The organism is Idiomarina zobellii, from assembly GCF_900100855.1.
GTDB classification, from domain to species: domain Bacteria; phylum Pseudomonadota; class Gammaproteobacteria; order Enterobacterales; family Alteromonadaceae; genus Idiomarina; species Idiomarina zobellii.
The window spans coordinates 60486-79299 of the sequence record NZ_FNCB01000001.1 but is presented as its reverse complement, the minus strand read 5'-3'; the positions used below and the strand labels follow the sequence as shown (position 1 = coordinate 79299).

The following is an 18814-nucleotide window of genomic DNA, read 5'->3' as shown; positions in this document are numbered from 1 at the left end:
ATGTTTGTTGAGTTTTTTCAGACATTACGTCGACATGGGCTAAAAACCAGCATTACGGAGTGGTTAGATTTATTGGCGGCAATGAAGGCTAACCTCGCGTTTGCCGATGTTGACCAGTTCTACCATTTGTCGCGGCTCATTCTGGTTAAAGATGAGTCGTACTATGACAAGTTTGACCGCGCGTTTAGCGAGTACGTCGAAAAGGTGGCAAAGACCGATGTCGCCGACAAAATTCCGAACGACTGGCTTGAGAACGCCTTAAAGCGTGAGCTTAGTGAGGAAGAAAAACAAAAAGTTCAGCAGCTTGGTAGCCTGGAAGAGTTAATTAAAACCTTTCACGAGCGCCTTAAGGAGCAGCAAAAGCGGCACCAGGGCGGTTCTAAGTGGATAGGCACCGGTGGTACCTCGCCGTTTGGGGCTTACGGGTATCATCCGGGCGGCATTCGCATTGGCCAGGACGGTAATCGGAATCGCAGCGCGTCAAAGGTTTGGGATAAGCGAGAGTTTAAAGACTTAGATAAGAGCGCGCGGCTGGAGCAACGGGGCTTTCAGGTGGCGTTGCGTAAATTAAGGCAATTCGCGCGTACCGGAGCTGCGTCAGAGCTTGATCTTGATGAAACTATAGCCGCAACGTCCAGAAAAGGTGGTTTGCTTGATTTAAAATGGCGAGCAGAGCGGCATAATGCCGTTAAAATCATTCTGCTGCTGGACGTTGGCGGCTCAATGGACGACTACATTTATCAGTGTGAACAGCTATTTACGGCACTGAAAAGTGAATTTAAACACTTAGAACTGTTTTATTTTCACAACTGCGTGTATGAAGGTGTTTGGCGTGCGAACAGCCGTCGCCGGGAAGAGCAGATTCCTACTCAGCAACTGATTCAAACCTACGGCGAAGACTATAAGTTGTTGTTTGTGGGGGATGCCACTATGGGTCCTTACGAAATTGCTTACCCCGGAGGCAGTGTTGAGCATTGGAATGAAGAACCTGGTCAGGCATGGCTGGAGCGCTTAACTCGCCATTTTGACAAAGTGGCTTGGTTAAACCCGCAACCTAAGCAATATTGGCAGTATTACATGTCGGTTCGAATGATAAACGACTTAATGGCTGGTCGAATGTATCCGCTGACCATTGAAGGACTTGAAGAGGCTATGGAAAAGCTACGATGACACCCAAGGCTAAAGTTGCACAGGCCAGTCAATTTCAACTGCTGTCCGATGCGCATCAGGCACTTATTGAGCGGGTAAAGCTGTTGCGCTCGGCGAAGCAGCATATTGCTCTGCAATACTACCTGTGGCGACCGGATACCAGCGGTTTAACGCTGTTGAAAGAGCTGCTTAACGCGGTTGAGCGGGGCGTTACTGTCGACTTGTTACTCGATGATCACCACAGCAAGCCCATCGAGCCTTTACTACGTGACTTATCCAGTCGCAGCAACTTTAACGTTAAGTTTTTTAACCCATTCAAACACCGCCGCTGGCGCTGGGTGAACTGGCTGACAGACTTTAAGCGTATGAACCGGCGGATGCACAATAAAGCCATGATCATCGACGATCGCATTGCTATTGTCGGAGGCCGTAATGTCGGCGACGAATATTTCGGTACGCATGCTGGTCAGCTTTTCTCGGACTTAGACGTAATTGCCCGAGGCCCGGTAGTTGCCAAAATAATGGAAGACTGGCGTCACTATTGGCTGTGTGCACTGTCTCGGTCTATTTCGCTGATAAAACGAAGTCACCGCAGTCGACTGTTTGAAGAGATTTGGAAAGTCTTTGAGTCTAAGCAGGAAACCAAAGATTTGAATCAATACGTGTTGTCCGATAAACAGCTGACGGATGATACCAAAGCCATACCGGCATTTTCGGCGTTGGCACAAGTAGTGAGTGATGACCCTTTAAAAGCAGACTTGTCCTCAAAGCCAAAACGTTCTTTAACCCAGCAGATAGCGAAAACTATTGGTTCGGCTACTCAGTCTATTTTGTTGGTATCGCCATACTTTGTACCAACGGCAACCGGTGTGAAAGAGTTAGAAAAACTGGCAGAGCAGGGGGTTGAGGTACGAGTATTGACCAACTCTCTGGCGGTGACGGACGTACCAGCGGTGCATGCCGGTTATCAGCGTCGCCGTCGTCGTTTATTACTGGCAGGTGTAAAGTTGTTTGAACTTCGCCGAACAGAAGAAACGCTTCGAAAAGACATGAAACCGTACTTTCGTCGTTCGGCGTCGAGCCTGCACGCAAAAACAGTAACGGTTGACGGTAACAAGGTATTCGTTGGTTCGTTTAACTTCGATCCAAGATCAGCTCAGATTAACACAGAGTCCGGTATTATCATTGAATCGGAAGCGATGGCCATGCAAATTAACTCAATGTTTGACCACGAGTTACCCATGCGTACTTACGAAGCGAGGTTGAATCGGTTTTATAAACTGTATTGGCTTGATAAAAGCCAAATTCCGGCGCAAAAGCTTTACAAAGAGCCTGGGGCAGGCATCGGCAGACGCTTAACGGTGTGGTTAACCGCACGCCTGCCGGTCGATCATCTGCTCTAAAGTCGTTCGGCTATCCAGCGTCTGACCTTTTGCTCCAGTATAACCAGCGGTACAGCGCCGTCTTCCAGTACCACACGGTGAAACTCTTTAATATCAAATTTGTCACCAAGCTTGTCTTCCGCACGGCGACGTAATTCACTGATTTTTAATTCACCGACTTTGTAGGCAAGAGCTTGCCCCGGTAGCGCCATAAAACGCTCTGCTTCAGAAACTGCCCGCGCCTCAGCTACCGGCGCATTTGCATACATATAGTCAAGCACCTCCTGACGCGTCCAGCCTTTTGAATGAATGCCAGTATCCACGACTAATCGAATAGAGCGCCACAATTCAGCAGCCAGCTGGCCAAAGCGTTGGTATGGGTCGTCATATAAACCTAAATCGTAACCCAATGCTTCAGAATACAGTCCCCAGCCCTCTGTATAAGCGGTTTCACGACCGTACTTGCGGAACTCGGGCAAGTCTTCAAGTTCCTGCTGAATGGAAATTTGAAAGTGGTGGCCCGGCGCGGCTTCGTGTAAAAACAGTGCCGTTTTAGCCCAATTCGGGCGCGAGCCTAAATCATAGGTGTTCAGGTAAAATATCGCCGGGCGTGAGCCATCGACAGGCGCTGACTGATAAGACCCCGAGCTGGCTGACTGCTCGCGGAATTCTTCCACCTTTCTGACTTCGTAGTCTGCTTTGGGGAATATATCGAAAAGTTGGCTGACTCGTTCGTCGACCGTGCTGCGCAGTGAACGGTAGTCTTCAACCATAGCTTCACGGCTTTCGTAAATAAATTGTGGGTCATTGGTCATGAAGTCAAAGAACTGCGCTAAGTTACCATCGAATTCAATTTCTTCCATAATGTCGCGCATTTCCGAGTGAATGCGCGCTACTTCGTCTTTGCCTATTTTATGAATGCGATCGGCGCTGAGTTGAGTCGAGGTGTTGGCTTCAATTCTGTGTTGATACCATGCATCGCCACCCGGGAGTTGGCCAATGCCAAAGCTTTCGGTGCGAGTGTGTGGTAAATATTCTTCTTTTAGATAGGTGGCCAACTTTTTATAGGCAGGCATAACTGTATCACTTAATACCTGTTTGTAGCGTTGTTGAAGCTGCTTTGCTTCTGACTCTGTGACAGACTCTGACAGATTAGTTATAGGTGCCCAAAACAATGTGTTTTCTACATTCTCATCAATGTGTGCGGTAATTTGCGGTATGGCTTTTTCAATCAGCACGCGTGGTTGAACAATGTTTTTTTCTACACCTTCTTTCATATTGGCAATGGCTTGTTCAAATAAACGCGGAATTTGTTCCATTCGCAGTGCCCAGTTTTCATAATCCTGAACTGTATTAAAAGGTTGTGCAGACTCACCGGAGCCAAGCATCGCTAAACGTCCTGCGAGGTTATAAAACTGGTTAATTGGAATAAGATGCTCTGGATACTTCAGACCTTCTAGCTCCAATTCCAGCTTGCGTTTAAAAATGTCGTAGCTGATGCGTTGACTGCGCGACAATTGTTCGACATTAATGCCGGATATTTTCTCCAAAAAGCGCTGGTTTAAGTCACGCTGCTTGGCAATATGTTGTTTGGAAAGGTAATTGGGTAACTGGTCATTGTACCGCTTATCGCCAATGTAAGTCGCCAGCAGCGGGTTCAGTTTGAGGTTCTGTTCAAAGTAGTCGTTATAAATAGTATCGAGCTGCTCGGAAACGGATGACTGCTTGATAACTGAACCGGCTTTTTCAGAGCCAGAGCTATTGGTTGCATCGCCGCAGCCACCTAGTAGTAAAGAAATAGAAACCGCAATCAGTGCCTTTTTCATCATTGAACCTTTAATTATCGTTATTGTTGCTAAAATACTAGGGGTTTGGATGTTATGGTGCAATCCAAAATGCGAAATGCACAGTAGAAGTACTACACCGTTTTAAGAAGGAGTTTTTATGACCAAGGCATACGCAGCAGAATCTGAACACTCAGGTTTAGCCCCTTACGGTATTGAACGTCGCGAACTAAGAGACGATGACGTTGCTATCGATATTCTTTATTGTGGTGTGTGTCATACAGACATTCACTATGCTGAAAATGACTGGGGCGGCACCATTTATCCGGTGGTTCCGGGCCATGAAATTATTGGTCGCGTCACGTCTGTAGGTAAGGATGTTAAGAATTACAGCGAAGGTGACTTAGTGGGTGTTGGCTGTATGGTCGACTCATGTCGTGAGTGCAGTTCGTGCGACCAGGGCTTAGAGCAATACTGTCTGAATGGCATGGTGCCAACATACAACGGCGAAGACCTGCATGATAAAAGCATTACTTACGGTGGTTACTCAGAAAAAATTGTTGTCAGTGACCGTTTTGTGGTTCGGGTTCCTGAAAATCTGGATGCTGCGAAGGCGGCGCCATTGCTTTGTGCGGGTATTACAACCTACTCACCGCTACGACACTTCGGTGTGAAAGAAGGCCATAAAGTTGGTGTCATTGGTATGGGCGGCTTAGGTCACATGGGCGTTAAGTTTGCCAAAGCCATGGGTGCTGAAGTCACTATTTTTACTCGCTCTGAGAGCAAAGTCAGCGAAGCTAAAAAGCAGGGCGCCGATCACGTTATTATCTCGACCGATGAAAAACAAATGGAAGAGGCGACAGAAACCTTCGACTTCCTGCTCGATACGGTACCGGTACAGCACGACTTAAACCCGTACATTAACTGCCTGAAAGTCGACGGTACGCATATTCTGGTTGGCTTATTGGAGCCGGTAGACCCTGCTTTACAGGCTGGGCAACTAGTAATGAAGCGTCGTGTCTTAGCGGGCTCGCTCATTGGCGGAATTCCTGAAACGCAGGAAATGCTGGATTTTTGTGCCGAGCACGACATTCATTGCGACGTTGAAATGCTGGATATCAAAAACATCAATGATGCGTTCAAACGCATGAAGAAAGGCGATGTGAAGTATCGTTTTGTGATTGATATGGACACGTTAAAGCAGTCGTAGATTGAATTTAAACCACAATTTGTGGTTTACTAACGTCTGGAAGAGGTGCGGTACTCAGGCAGCTTAGCAAGCATCTACCAAAGAGCTAAGCGAGGGGAGTAACCGCCGAGGCGCAAGTGCATGGAATGGCTTGCGTCGGCCGTCGAGTTTGAACACTTGCGGCTGTCACCGCTAGGTGGAGAGCTTCTGGAGACCCTCCTTTTTAAGCTCTCTGAACGTTGTTGTATTCAGTTCAGGGGAAACTATGTTACCCATTCATGTTGCGAAGTTTGGCGGCACCAGTATGGCCAATGCCGAATCGATACAAGCCTGTGTCGACGTTGTTGAGCGTCAGGAGAATCCGACGCTTGTTGTGGTCAGTGCCTGTGCCGGTGTCACCAACCGCTTAGTCGCAATAAGCCATTCTCACACACAAACAGAACGCCAACGCTTGTTCGATGAAATTGTCGATATTCATTGCCAGGCGGCGTCTGCGTTACCTAAAGAAAATGCAGTGCATCATCATCTCGCGCAATTGCATCAGCTGTTACACATATTGGTTCAACAAGCGCCTGACGCATTGGAAAGCCATCAACGGCAAAAGCGGGATGAGCTATTAAGTTTTGGTGAGCGCTGTTCGTCTCGTTTGTTTGCGGCCTACTGGTCACAAACATCAGCGACAAATGCCGAAGTCGCTGATGCGCGCTCTTTGCTGGTGACCAATAATAACTTTGGTAATGCGTCCCCCAATATTGACAAGACCCGAGAGCACTGTGCTGATTTACGGGAACAGTTAAATCAAGGCGCCAGAGTGGTGACTCAGGGCTTTATTGGCTCCAGCGAGGAGGGCAATACTACGACCTTAGGGCGCGGAGGCAGTGACTACAGCGCGGCAATACTGGCTGCTGCCCTCGATGCTGAACAGCTGAATATCTGGACGGATGTCGCCGGTATTTACACAACTGACCCGCGTATTTGCTCAGACGCCAGACCTTTAGAGCAAATTAGCTTTGCCGAGGCTGCAGAATTGGCGACCTTCGGTGCAAAAGTGCTGCATCCTAAAAGTCTGAAACCTGCTATTGAAAACGGCATTAAGGTCTTTGTGGGTCATAGTCGTTATCCAGAAAAAGGCGGCACGCTTATTTTGCCTGAGCCCGATGAACGCCCCTCTATTCGTGCACTGGCGCGCCGGAAAAATCAGACGCTGTTGACGGTAAATAGTGTCGATATGTTGCATGCGACCGGCTTTTTAGCGTGTCTATTCGACATTCTGGCACGCTATGATATCAGTGTGGACTTAGTGACCACCTCTGAGGTGAGCATTGCACTGACTCTGGACGAGGAAGGCTCGCAAGCGAATGGCCTTTCTGTGTTACCCGAAGCCATGTTGGAGGAGTTGCGGGAATTTGCGACCGTAACGATTGAGCAGGGTCTGAGTCTTATTGCTGTCATTGGCAATGACATTGGCCACTTTGGCGATATTTCTCCCTGGGTGTTAGAGGCCGCTTCACCGGTGCCTATACGACTGATTTGCCAGGGAGCAAGTCGGCATAACCTGTGCTTTTTAGTGACGGACGAACAGGCGGAAAACATCATTAAAAAACTTCATGCAAAACTATGACGGTAGTGCCCACTTCGGTTTATAATGCTCGCCAATTTCTGGGCAATTAAAGACAAAGAGCGAGTCGTTAAATGGAGCTTTGGCAAGCCATTATACTAGGGATAGTGCAGGGTATTACTGAGTTTTTACCGATTTCCAGTTCAGCGCACCTTATTCTCATGCCAGTGCTTACTGGTTGGGATGACCAGGGCGTTGGCTTTGATTTGTCGGTGCATGTGGGGACTTTGCTGGCGGTTATCCTGTACTTCCGCAAAGACGTCGGTGCGCTGTTTTCAGACGGTCTTCGCTCTATTCCGGCCCAACAAAATGTTGGCCGTAGTAAGCTGGGCTGGATGGTTGTTATTGCCACCATCCCTGCCTGCGTTTTCGGAGTGCTACTGCTTGACTATATCGATACGGTACTGCGAGCGGTATGGGTTATCATAACCACCACTGTGGTATTTGCGGTGTTGCTGGCTGTTGCTGACCGTTGGGGACGCGGCCGTCGCCAGCTTGAGTCAATTGGTTTAAAAGACGCCATTATTGTTGGTTTAGCACAGGCTGTTGCGCTTATTCCCGGCACATCGCGTTCAGGAGCGACAATTACCGCAGGCCTGTTTATGGGGCTCGATCGCGAAACGGCTTCAAAGTTCTCGTTTTTTATGGCCATACCAATTACGACAGCCGCTGCGTTAATAAAGCTGCTGAGCATATACAACGACGGCATAGCGGTTGACTGGAATGGCTTTATCGTGGGCGGTGTCGCTTCTTTTATTACCGCTATTACCGCCATTCATTTCTTTTTAAAATGGCTTAATGACTTTGGTATGTGGCCTTACGTTATTTATCGCCTGGTGCTTGCTGCTGTCCTATTTTGGGTGTTCGTGTAAACCATGTACGAGAACTTAAAAAAACAATTATTTGCGCTAAAAAGTAACCGAATTTTTGAATTTGCGGTTATTGCCGTCATTATTATTTCTGCATTAGAAATTGGTGCGAAAACTTATGACCTGCCCGGTTTTTTAAATACAGCTCTGCTAGGGCTGGACTGGTTTATTACCGTTTTCTTTGTGGTTGAAATTAGCATTCGCTTCATTGCTGACCACGACAAAAAGAACTTCTTTAAAAACGGCTGGAATGTATTTGACACCCTGGTTGTGGTGGTCAGTTTAATTCCGATTAATGACTCGGAACTGGCGTTATTGGCTCGCTTAGTCAGAATTTTCCGAGTGTTAAGGATGATTTCCATTATCCCGGAGCTGCGAACGTTAATTACCTCGCTGTTAAAAGCATTGCCGCAAATGGGCTATGTGGTATTGCTGATGTTTATTATCTTCTACATCTATGCCGCAGTAGGCAGTTATTTGTTTGCCGATATTAACCCGTTCCTGTGGGAGAACATTGCGGTATCCATGCTGACACTGTTCCGCGTTATGACCTTTGAAGACTGGACGGACGTTCAATACGAAACCATGGAGGTGTATCCGTGGAGCTGGATATTCTACATGACGTTCATATTCCTGACCGCTTTTGCGTTCTTGAATATGGTCATTGGTATTGTTGTGAATGTCATGGACAAAGAAAGTCAGGCTGAGGCTGAGGAATTACGTCGGCAGCTTGAAGAAGAGCAGGGGCCCGAGCCGACTATGCGAGAACTCCAGGATGAGATTCGAGAGTTAAAAACTTTATTGCAGGGCCAGCATGCACAAGTCAGCCAGCACTCTGCACGAGAAACAAGTGAGTAAATCATGTATGTAGGCGATTGCAAAGTTGAGATAACTCGCAAGCGCATTAAACACCTTTACCTACGGATAAAAGAGCCCGGCTGCGTTCATGTGTCAGCACCAAAACATTGGCCGGGAGACTATATACAGTCGGTAATAGAAGCCCGAAGTGAATGGATAAAAGAGCAACAGCAGAAGCTGCTGCAGAGGCAAGAAACAACGCCCCGGGCTCAGTCTTACGAAGACCACGCGGAGATCGTTGTTGAAGGGCAAAGCTACTGTTTAAAGGCGGTACGAAAAAGCGCATTTCCCCAGCTTAGTGCGGTAACGCTTTGCCGTGAAACCAAGACACTCACCTTAAGTATGTCTGATCCGTCCAACTTAGAAGCCCGTAAAAAACAACTGGATAAATGGCTTCGGGCCCAGTTAAAAGAGCGTATTGCGCAGCTACTGGAACATTGGCAACCCATTATGGGCGTAGCTGCCAGTGACTTTGGCGTGCGGAAGATGAAGACCCGTTGGGGCAGCTGTAATATTCGTACCCATAAAATTTGGTTAAACTTTGATTTAATGAGTAAAGCGGCTGAGAGCCTCGAATACGTTGTGGTGCATGAGCTCACGCATTTGTATGAGCGTTACCACAACAAACGATTTTATCGTCTTATGGACAAGTATCTACCAGACTGGCGAGAGCGCAAACAACGGCTGAATAGTTAGCGCAGACTTTGCCCTAACTGATTTTGCGCAATAAGACGGAAAACATAAGCGACTTTAAATAAGCCGGCTAGAATCACTTGCGATAAGTGTAAGAATACGAGCAGCATTAGTGGCAGGTTTTCTTCCTGAAACCAAGCTAGATAAAACACAACAATTGAAAGCAGCAGAAACACCACCATAGAGGTGTTAGAGGTTTTGAGTAACGTATTAGGTTTCATAATAAACATTCCCAATGCATGTTTAATAAGTGCATATTAAATGTATCTTTAATATAGATCAAGAAAAACGCTCAAGGAGTAGGCAATGCGATATTTACATACAATGGTTCGGGTTCATGATTTGGAGCGCTCATTGCATTTTTATTGTGATTTGCTCGGTTTAGAAGAGGTGTATCGAAAGGACAATGAAAAAGGCCGTTTCACCTTGGTGTTTTTGGCAGCTCCTGATGACGTAGAACGGGCTAAAGAAACCAAGTCTCCTATGCTGGAATTGACCTATAACTGGGACCCGGAGACTTACAGCGGCGGCCGTAACTTTGGTCACCTAGCGTTTCGAGTTGAGAATATCTATGAGTTGTGTCAAAAGCTAAAAGACAACGGCGTCATTATTAATCGGCCACCCCGTGACGGGCATATGGCATTTGTACGCTCGCCGGATAACATCTCAATTGAGCTTTTGCAGGAGGGCGAACACCTGCCGCCTGAGGAGCCTTGGGCGTCAATGGAAAACATCGGTACATGGTAATTTAAGGCCAAATCGCCTATAATCTTGCCACTTTTTTTGCGTATTTACTTTAGGTCCAACGAATAGGAATGACTATGTCGACTGATAAAGCAAAGATTATTTACACTGAAACGGACGAGGCGCCACGCTTGGCGACATACTCGTTGTTGCCAATTATTGAAGCATTCACAAAGGCGGCTGGTGTTTCAGTGGAGACCCGCGATATTTCTTTGGCTGGTCGTATTATTTCGCAGTTTCCGGAGTACCTGACCGAAGAGCAACGTCAGTCAGACGCTTTAGCTGAGCTGGGCGAAATGGCGAAAACTGCTGAAGCAAACATCATTAAACTGCCAAACATTAGTGCGTCTATTCCACAAATGACGGCATGTATTAAAGAGCTTCAGGAACAAGGCTACAAACTGCCTGACTTCCCGTTTGATCCGCAAACAGACGAAGAAAAAGACGTTCGCGCGCGCTACGACAAAGTTAAAGGCAGTGCGGTAAACCCGGTCTTGCGTGAAGGTAACTCAGACCGTCGCGCACCAAGTGCTGTTAAAAATTATGCAAAAAAGAACCCACATCGCATGGGCGAGTGGTCTAAAGATTCTAAGTCTCACGTAGCTCACATGAGCGACGGCGACTTCTACAGCAGCGAAAAATCAATGACATCTGCTGCTGATGACAGCTTCAAAATTGTCTTAGAAGCGAACGGTGAGCAAAAAGTACTGAAAGAATCTGTACCAGTACTGGCCGGTGAAGTGGTTGACGCTGCAACAATGAGCAAAAAGCAGTTGCAGGCGTTCTTTGAAAAAGAAACCGCTGCGGCAAAAGAAGAAGGCGTTTTACTGTCGTTGCACTTAAAAGCAACCATGATGAAAGTGTCAGATCCAATTATGTTTGGTCATGCCGTACGTGTTTTCTTTAAAGACGTTCTAGAGAAACATGCCGACGTCATGAAAGACATTGAGTTTGATGCCAGCAACGGTATTGGCGACTTGTACAACAAGCTTGAGAAGCTGGACGCTGATAAGCGCGCTGAAATTGAGTCTGACCTGGAAGCGGTTTACTCGAAGCAACCAGAGTTGGCGATGGTTAATTCGCACAAAGGTATTACTAACCTGCACGTACCGAGTGATGTCATCATTGACGCATCAATGCCTGCAATGATTCGTGATTCGGGCAAAATGTGGGACAAAAATGACAGCCGCCAAGATGCAAAAGCGATGATTCCAGATCGCTGTTATGCGGGCCTTTACCAGGAAACCATTGACTTCTGTAAAGAAAACGGCGCGTTCGACCCATCCACTATGGGTACCGTGCCTAACGTGGGCCTAATGGCACAAAAAGCAGAAGAGTACGGTTCGCACGATAAAACCTTCGAAATTCCGGCAGACGGTGTTGTCAAAGTCTTAAACAAAGCGGGCGACGTTGTGTTTGAACACAAGGTTGAGGAAGGCGATATCTGGCGTATGTGTCAGGTGAAAGACGCACCTATCCGTGACTGGGTGAAACTGGCGGTTAACCGTTCACGCTTAAGCGGTATGCCTGCGGTATTCTGGCTGGACAGCAACCGTGCACACGACGCTCAGTTAATTAAGAAAGTCGAAGAGTATTTAAAAGAGCACGACACCGACGGTCTTGATATCCAAATTATGGCGCCGGTAGAAGCGACTCGCCACACATTGCAGCGTGTTAAAGAAGGTAAGGACACTATTTCGGTTACTGGTAACGTTCTGCGTGACTACCTGACCGACTTATTCCCAATTCTGGAACTGGGTACATCAGCGAAAATGCTGTCTATTGTGCCTCTGATGAACGGCGGCGGTCTATTTGAAACAGGCGCTGGCGGTTCTGCACCTAAGCACGTTCAGCAGTTTGTTGAAGAAAACCATTTACGTTGGGACTCTTTAGGTGAATTCCTGGCTCTGGCAGCGTCTCTTGAGCACCTAAGCCGCACTTTTGATAATAAACGTGCACAAGTGCTTGCTGACAGCCTTGACGTAGCAACGGCCAAGTTCCTGGATGAGAACAAGTCGCCGTCGCGTAAAGCCGGTGAGATTGATAACCGTGGTTCTCACTTCTACCTGGCTATGTACTGGGCAGAAGCGTTGGCGAATCAAAACGACGATGCTGAGCTTAACGAGCGCTTCAGTAAGTTGTCTGAAAAGCTGTCTGGCAATGAGCAAGCGATTATTGACGAGCTGAACGGCGTTCAGGGCAAGAAAGTGGATATTGGTGGTTACTACCAGCCAAACTCAGAGAAAGTGTCTGCAGCAATGCGCCCTTGCTCTGTATTGAATGAAACCTTAGCAAGCTTATAATTAAGCGAGCTAAGCTCAATAAAAAAGCAGGCTTCGGCCTGCTTTTTTATTGCTTATAAGTTATCGACTAAATTTCAGGAGTATAGCGAGTGGCCAATGGCAACTATTTAATTAACTTGTACGAGCGTTGTTTGAAACTGCCGTTTGGGCGCAAGATTTTCTCTGCAATGTTTGCTCGAAAAGCGCCTTATTTTGCAACTATTAAGCCGCTTATTACTGAATTAGAGCCTAACTTTTGTCAGCTTACGTTCAAAAAGTGCAAAGCTGTTCAGAACCACATTGGTACGGTGCACGCTATTGCGGTGTGCAATGGTATGGAAATGGCGATGGGAGCATTAGCTGAAGCTTCTATTCCAAAGCATTTGCGTTGGATCCCCAAAGGTATGAATGTTCAGTATCTGGCAAAAACAAACAGTGACGTGACTATTGAGGCGAAGGCATCAGATCAGACTTGGCAAGTGGGTGAGCAACCAATAACCGTGGAAGCGAAACGGGATGATGGTACCGTGGTTGCTGCTGGTGAGATTATTATCTACGTTTCCGAAAAGCCTAAAAAGTAAATCGGACATACTAAAAAAGGGACCCAAAGGTCCCTTTTTAAATGCTAATTTCTTAACCTTTATTAAGGTTTGCCAACCGGCTCGTTAGCATCAATAACTGCACCTGGGTGTTCGTCTTCGCCATCGTCCGGCGCCAGTTTTTCCCATTTACGGGTAAACAGAGCCAATACGAAGACCGCCGCACCAACGCTTACACCGAACACAAAGATGGTCCAGTAAAGCTCAGGCATTGCTTGTGGGTTCTCCGGGTCAAGGCCACCAGCCAACAAGCCAGCAACAACGTTACCGATGGAGTAGGTGAGTACGAAGATACCCATCATCTGGCCCGCCATACGCTTCGGTGACAACTTACTTACTGCACTTAGGGCAACCGGGCTTAAGCAAAGCTCACCAACGGTATGAATGAAGTAAACCGCAACCAGCCAGTATGGCGCCACTTTAAGTCCACTTGCAGCGGCTTGTGAGGCGAAGAACATGACAATGAAGCCTGTCGCCATAATGATAAGGCCAATAGCACTCTTAAAGCCGTACGACGGGTTGATCATACGCTTGCTCAGGTTGATCCAAAGCGCCGCAAAAAATGGCGACATAATGACCAGGAATATCGAGTTCAGTGACTGGAACCAAGTGGTTGGAATTTCGAAGCTACCAACCATGCGATCTGTTAAGTCACGGGCAAACAGGTTAAATGAAGAACCTGCCTGTTCGAAGCCTGCCCAAAACATCGTTGACGCAATACACACCAGGAATAGCGCACCAAGGCGCTTCATTTCATCTCGAGTCAACTTCCCGAAGATAAAAACGGACAGGTAGTATACGAAAAATATAACGGTGAAAATAATCGCAACGTTTCCGGCAACTACGGTTGGGTCAATCGTGACGTAGTCGTTCAGTGCTAAGTAGGTATAAACAGCTAGGCCTGCTAGTAACAGCCAAATGATTCCCCAACTGCGTTTCGTACCTTTAGGACTCATTGGTTTTGGTGGTTTTTCGCCAACGCCGTTCAACTTACGCTGAGTCAGTTTGTACTGAATAAGGCCGAATGCCATACCAACAGCTGCTGCACCGAAACCCCAATGGTAACCCGCGTTTTCCATTAGGTAACCGGTAACAAAGTAACCGATGATTGAACCAATGTTGATACCCATGTAATACAGGGTATAGCCACCATCACGACGATCATCGTCAGAGCTGTACAGCTGACCGACCATAGCAGTGATGTTTGGCTTTAACAGGCCGGTACCCAGTACCACCAAAATCATACCAACAAAGAAGCCTGCTTCACTAGGAATGGCCAATACAATGTGGCCAAGCATAATGATGATGCCGCCGTACCAGGTGGCGCGTTGACCACCTAACAAACGGTCGGCAATCCAACCGCCTGGTAAGCCCATGAAATAGACCGCACCGGTGTATAGGCCGTAGATAGCGGTTGCAGAGGCAACGGTTATTGCGAGTCCACCTTCTTGCAGACTGGCGGTCATGAATAAAACGAGTAGCGCGCGCATGCCATAGTAACTCATGCGCTCCCACATTTCGGTAAAGAACAGGGTTTGTAAGCCCCCTGGCTGTCCGAAAAAGCTTGAGTCTTTATCGACTATATTTTTAGGATCCATTCTTGTTATCCATTTTGTTATTTAACATCAAATAGTTATGTCTATTTTTAGCTTATTCGACTAAAGTCGGAGTCGAAAAAGGTGGCAATACTTTACTAGCGGTAGCCACAGAATGGAACCGAAAACGACGAATTCACTGGTTTTGCTGTCTAAACTCGGGCTCGGCAACAGGTTTGCTGAATAAATAGCCCTGGAAGTAGTCACAGCCTAATGAAGACAAGTAGTCAAAGTGCTTTTCTGTTTCGACACCTTCGGCAACCACTTTAAGCCCCAGGTTATGTGCCAGTTGCACAATCGTCTGCACAATGGCTTCTTTTTGCTTAGACTGAAACATATCTCGCACGAACGACACATCAATTTTCAGAACATCAAACGGCAGCTTCATCAAGTAGGAAAGAGATGAGTAACCCGTGCCAAAGTCATCGAGCGCGAACTGAATGCCTAGTTGCTTCAACTCGTTAATTTTGTGAATGACTTCATCCAGGTTTTGCATTAACACGCTCTCAGTCAACTCTAGTTTAAGTTGGCCGGCAGGCACTTCGTAATGCTTCAACAGGCTGTTTAGCTTGTCGACAAAGTCCAGTTGCTGAAACTGCGGTGCGCTGACATTAATAGAAAGAACCCAGTCGTTTAAACCCAGCTGTTGCCACTGACGAATAATTTGGCAGGCTTGCTCATTAATTAAGTCACCCAGACCAATAATAAGACCGGTTTCCTCGGCCAGCGGAATAAATTCCGCAGGAGAGACCATTCCCCGCTCGCTATGATGCCAACGAATAAGGGCCTCTGCGCCAATAACAGTTCGGTTTTCATTAAGCTGGGGCTGCACATAAAGCTCTAAGCCGGTGCGCGTTTCTATCGCATGGCGTAAATCTGACTCAAGCTTCACTCGCTTTTCAATGGCATCGGCCATTTCAGGGTGATATAAGCGAATTTCGCCCATGCCATTGCGTTTTGCTTCGGCTAAGGCTAATGCCGCCTGAACCAGTATGTCTTCTGACGATTTGGTTAAGTCGCTGATAACTGTTGCACCAAGACTCATTGAGCACTGATGACGGTAATCTTTTAATGAATAGGGCGCTTGCAGCTCTTGTTGCAGTGTTTTAGCCATGCTCAGCGCGTGCGACTGCGCCTGTACCGGATTATTGCTCTTGCGCACCCGGGCAACCACGGCAAACTCGTTAGAGCTGGGGCGTGCAACCATATGCACGTTTAAATTGACGCGCTCGAGTCTGTGAGTGACTGATTGCAACAGTAAATCGCCCAGGGTCGGTCCAAGCGTGTTATTCAGAACTTTGAACTTGTCGATGTCGAGCAAAAATAGAACAAGGTGTTCGTCTTCAGGTATTTCCTGCTGCTGTTGAGATAAGTAGTCCAAAAGAGAGCGGCGATTCGGCAAACCTGTTAGTGCATCGTTGAAAGCTAGCTCCCGAATGCGCTTGTCTGACTGACGTATGGCTCGGTAATTATGTTGAAAGCGTCTATCAATGACTGATGAAACCCAGGAGATAAGCGCGATAAGTGCGACGGCAATGACAATAGCGTAAATCAGCCATAAATGTTGGTGTTGAGCACCGGTTGTTAAGCTAATGGTGGTTTCATTTGCGTAAAAGCGAGCGGCCAGCATCGCAACATAGTGCATACCACTAATAGCGGCAGCGATAATCAGCGCAGTGACAAACTGTATTTTTCGAAGTTCGCTTTTGGCGCCGCGAATGGTGTTCGAGCGGCTATAAGTACTCATGGCAAGAATACCTAGAGCCACCGCAATAACTATGGAAGTCGCAAACCAATAGGGCGAGTAAAGTAGCTCTGCATTTAACTGCATAGCTTCCATGCCCAGGTAGTGCATTAGTCCAATACCGGCACCTAAAATAGTGCCCGAAAGAATGTTTGTTTTGCTTGAAACCTGGTTGCGTACTCTTTTGAAACTAGCCAGTTTGTCTGCGGACAGGTGCAAAGAATAGGCAAAGTAATTGCCGATAATAGCCGGGGCTATCGAGGCCAGAGTCAATCCAATACTGTGTGAAACCACCACAGGCAACTGGAACGCTATCATGCCTATAAAGTGCATGCTCCAGACGCCAATACCGGCAACAATTGCGGTAATAAGCGTCCAGGTTCGCTGTTGGCTGACTGAACGATGACGATGAGCACGCTCAAATATCTTTAACGCGGTAAATGACGCTATAAAAGCAACAAGGTAGGACAGGGCAACAAGCCAATAATTGTAATTGCCGGGTAGCGGAGCTTGTGAGTACTGCCCCAGATCAAAAAAAGTCATTAAAACGTCATTCATAAAAGCATCTTATCAGATCATTAAACGGCATTGCTAAGCCAAATTTCCCCAAGTGCAGGAGTGCTTAAATTGTCGACAATGCGATTGTTTTGGAATTGAAAAACGTGGTTATTTAGACTACCCTGTGTAGATTGTCGACAACCAAGTATTTTCTACTTATTTAAATAATATATGCAGACTTTTTACGATCAGTCGTACTCATTCAGATCACCCGTCACGTCAGCCGATCGTGTTCTTGTTGCGGTGCAAAAAGCGATTGTTGAAGGCGATATTGCCGCCGGCAGTAAAATTAGTGAAGCGGGTCTTGCTAAACAGTTTAATGTTAGCCGGGCACCATTGCGTGAAGCATTAGCGCGACTAGAGCGTTGTCACTTGGTTGAGCGTACCCCGAATGCAGGAGCTCGCGTTGTCACATTAACCTATGAAGGCTTAATTGCGTTGTATCAAATACGTGAAGAGCTGGAGGGGTTAGCTTGTCGTCTTGCAGCGGAACAAATGGCCGATGACGAAATTGATGCCTTGTCTAAACTGTTAGAGCAACATTTGGAAAATCAGCGGGTGCGTGAAGGCGAAAGTTATTATCAAGAGGCGGGGGATGTCGATTTTCATTACCGCATTATTCTTGCCAGTAAAAATCAGTACTTAATTAATATGCTCTGCGACGAGCTTTACTTTTTAGTTCGCATGTACCGTGTTCAGCTTGGTATGAATGGTCCGCGTGTGTCGCGTGCTTTTGATGAACACAAAGCGATTATTACCGCCATTGCGAACCGCGATGGCGAACTTGCCGATTTGTTGATGCGCCGCCATATCAGTGCATCACGCAAAAACATTGAAACAAAACTACAAGCACATAAGGAAGTATCATGAGTCAATTACAAAGCCCAGGTGCGAAACTGCGCCAAGCCGTAGCCGACGAGAGCCCACTGCAAATTGTCGGTACCATTAATGCTTACACAGCCATGATGGCTGAAAAAGTCGGTCATAAAGCGTTGTACTTGTCAGGTGCTGGCGTGGCTAACGCGTCTTTTGGCTTGCCTGACTTGGGAATGACTTCGTTGAACGACGTATGTGAAGACATTCGTCGTATTACCGGTGCCAGCGACTTGCCACTGTTGGTGGACGCCGATACCGGTTGGGGTGGCGCATTCAACATTGCTCGTACGGTAAAAGAAATGAGCCGTGCCGGCGCCGCAGGTTTTCATATTGAGGATCAGGTTGCGCAGAAACGCTGTGGCCACCGTCCAAACAAAGAAATAGTTAGCCAGGGCGAAATGGTTGACCGTGTCAAAGCGGCTGTTGATGCGCGTATTGATGATCAGTTCTACATTATGGCGCGCACTGACGCGTTCCAGCAGGAAGGTATCGAGTCTGCTATTGAGCGCGCACAAGCTTGTGTAGATGCAGGTGCAGATGCAATTTTTGCCGAAGCGGTGCACACGCTGGAACACTACAAAGCCTTTACTGATGCACTAGATGTGCCGGTACTGGCCAATATTACCGAGTTTGGTGCGACGCCGCTGTTTAACAAGCAAGAACTGGCCGATGTGGGCGTAGAAATTGTGCTTTATCCATTAAGTGCTTTCCGAGCTATGAACAAAGCGGCACTGAATGTCTACAATAGTATTTTAGCGAACGGCGACCAGAAAGAGGTTGTCGATGATATGCAAACGCGAGCGGAATTGTATGAATTCCTGAACTATCACGACTTCGAAGAAAAACTCGACCAATTATTTAAAAAATAAACAAA

The 18814-nt window shown here is 47.1% G+C and carries 16 protein-coding genes and 1 riboswitch; of the genes, 12 read left to right on the top strand and 4 right to left on the bottom strand.

Features of this window, described 5'->3' with window-relative positions:
- Nucleotides 1-1170, top strand: a complete 1170-nt coding sequence (locus BLT32_RS00325) for a vWA domain-containing protein (RefSeq protein WP_053952319.1) — start codon at nucleotides 1-3, stop codon at nucleotides 1168-1170.
- Complete coding sequence (locus BLT32_RS00320) at nucleotides 1167-2552, top strand: phospholipase D-like domain-containing protein (RefSeq protein ID WP_053952318.1); 1386 nt, start codon at nucleotides 1167-1169, stop codon at nucleotides 2550-2552. Before BLT32_RS00325 ends, BLT32_RS00320 begins: the two co-directional genes overlap by 4 nt.
- On the opposite strand, the gene BLT32_RS00315 is transcribed toward BLT32_RS00320, so the two are convergent.
- Entirely contained in the window at nucleotides 2549-4360 is a 1812-nt protein-coding gene (locus BLT32_RS00315) for a DUF885 domain-containing protein (protein ID WP_053952317.1), read from the bottom strand. The two genes, BLT32_RS00320 and BLT32_RS00315, sit on opposite strands and share 4 nt — an antisense overlap.
- Before the next feature lie 115 nt (nucleotides 4361-4475).
- Here BLT32_RS00315 and BLT32_RS00310 point away from each other — a divergent pair, with 115 nt between their 5' ends.
- The 5 genes from BLT32_RS00310 (at nucleotide 4476) to BLT32_RS00290 (ending at nucleotide 9545) form a co-directional block, all read left to right on the top strand.
- Nucleotides 4476-5525 (top strand): NAD(P)-dependent alcohol dehydrogenase, encoded by a 1050-nt coding sequence (locus tag BLT32_RS00310; RefSeq protein WP_053952316.1) that lies wholly within the window; start codon nucleotides 4476-4478, stop codon nucleotides 5523-5525.
- Between the two features lie 32 nt (nucleotides 5526-5557).
- Nucleotides 5558-5719, top strand: a riboswitch (Lysine riboswitch).
- Between the two features lie 50 nt (nucleotides 5720-5769).
- Nucleotides 5770-7125, top strand: a complete 1356-nt coding sequence (lysC, locus tag BLT32_RS00305; protein WP_053952315.1) for a lysine-sensitive aspartokinase 3 — start codon at nucleotides 5770-5772, stop codon at nucleotides 7123-7125.
- A gap of 71 nt (nucleotides 7126-7196) precedes the next feature.
- The gene (locus BLT32_RS00300) at nucleotides 7197-7994 is read left to right on the top strand and encodes an undecaprenyl-diphosphate phosphatase (protein WP_053952314.1); all 798 of its coding nucleotides are present in this window, start codon (nucleotides 7197-7199) and stop codon (nucleotides 7992-7994) included.
- Between the two features lie 3 nt (nucleotides 7995-7997).
- Complete coding sequence (locus BLT32_RS00295; protein WP_053952313.1) at nucleotides 7998-8849, top strand: ion transporter; 852 nt, start codon at nucleotides 7998-8000, stop codon at nucleotides 8847-8849.
- A 3-nt stretch (nucleotides 8850-8852) separates the two neighbouring features.
- Entirely contained in the window at nucleotides 8853-9545 is a 693-nt protein-coding gene (locus BLT32_RS00290; protein ID WP_053952312.1) for a M48 family metallopeptidase, read from the top strand.
- Here BLT32_RS00290 and BLT32_RS00285 read toward each other — a convergent pair.
- Nucleotides 9542-9763 carry a hypothetical protein gene (locus BLT32_RS00285; RefSeq protein WP_053952634.1) on the bottom strand — a complete coding sequence of 74 codons (222 nt, stop codon included), beginning with the start codon at nucleotides 9761-9763 and terminating at the stop codon, nucleotides 9542-9544. The genes BLT32_RS00290 and BLT32_RS00285 overlap by 4 nt on opposite strands.
- Nucleotides 9764-9848: 85 nt before the next feature.
- Between BLT32_RS00285 and BLT32_RS00280 the strand changes: the two genes are divergently transcribed.
- The 3 genes from BLT32_RS00280 (at nucleotide 9849) to BLT32_RS00270 (ending at nucleotide 13149) form a co-directional block, all read left to right on the top strand.
- Nucleotides 9849-10289, top strand: a complete 441-nt coding sequence (locus BLT32_RS00280) for a VOC family protein (RefSeq protein WP_053952311.1) — start codon at nucleotides 9849-9851, stop codon at nucleotides 10287-10289.
- A gap of 74 nt (nucleotides 10290-10363) precedes the next feature.
- Nucleotides 10364-12589, top strand: a complete 2226-nt coding sequence (locus BLT32_RS00275) for an NADP-dependent isocitrate dehydrogenase (RefSeq protein ID WP_053952310.1) — start codon at nucleotides 10364-10366, stop codon at nucleotides 12587-12589.
- Nucleotides 12590-12678: 89 nt separating this feature from the next.
- Nucleotides 12679-13149 (top strand): hotdog fold domain-containing protein, encoded by a 471-nt coding sequence (locus BLT32_RS00270; RefSeq protein ID WP_053952309.1) that lies wholly within the window; start codon nucleotides 12679-12681, stop codon nucleotides 13147-13149.
- Between the two features lie 62 nt (nucleotides 13150-13211).
- Here BLT32_RS00270 and BLT32_RS00265 read toward each other — a convergent pair whose 3' ends face one another.
- Together BLT32_RS00265 and BLT32_RS00260 are read right to left on the bottom strand one after the other, a co-directional pair.
- Entirely contained in the window at nucleotides 13212-14765 is a 1554-nt protein-coding gene (locus BLT32_RS00265; protein WP_053952308.1) for a peptide MFS transporter, read from the bottom strand.
- A 133-nt stretch (nucleotides 14766-14898) separates the two neighbouring features.
- Complete coding sequence (locus BLT32_RS00260; RefSeq protein ID WP_053952307.1) at nucleotides 14899-17064, bottom strand: putative bifunctional diguanylate cyclase/phosphodiesterase; 2166 nt, start codon at nucleotides 17062-17064, stop codon at nucleotides 14899-14901.
- Nucleotides 17065-17235: 171 nt separating this feature from the next.
- On the opposite strand from BLT32_RS00260, the gene BLT32_RS00255 reads away from it, so the two are divergent.
- A complete protein-coding gene (locus tag BLT32_RS00255; RefSeq protein WP_053952306.1) occupies nucleotides 17236-17934 on the top strand; it encodes a GntR family transcriptional regulator in 699 nt (232 codons plus the stop codon).
- On the top strand, nucleotides 17931-18809 hold the full coding sequence (gene prpB, locus BLT32_RS00250; RefSeq protein WP_053952305.1) for a methylisocitrate lyase: 879 nt from the start codon (nucleotides 17931-17933) through the stop codon (nucleotides 18807-18809). Before BLT32_RS00255 ends, prpB begins: the two co-directional genes overlap by 4 nt.
- The last annotated feature ends 5 nt before the right edge of the window (nucleotides 18810-18814 follow it).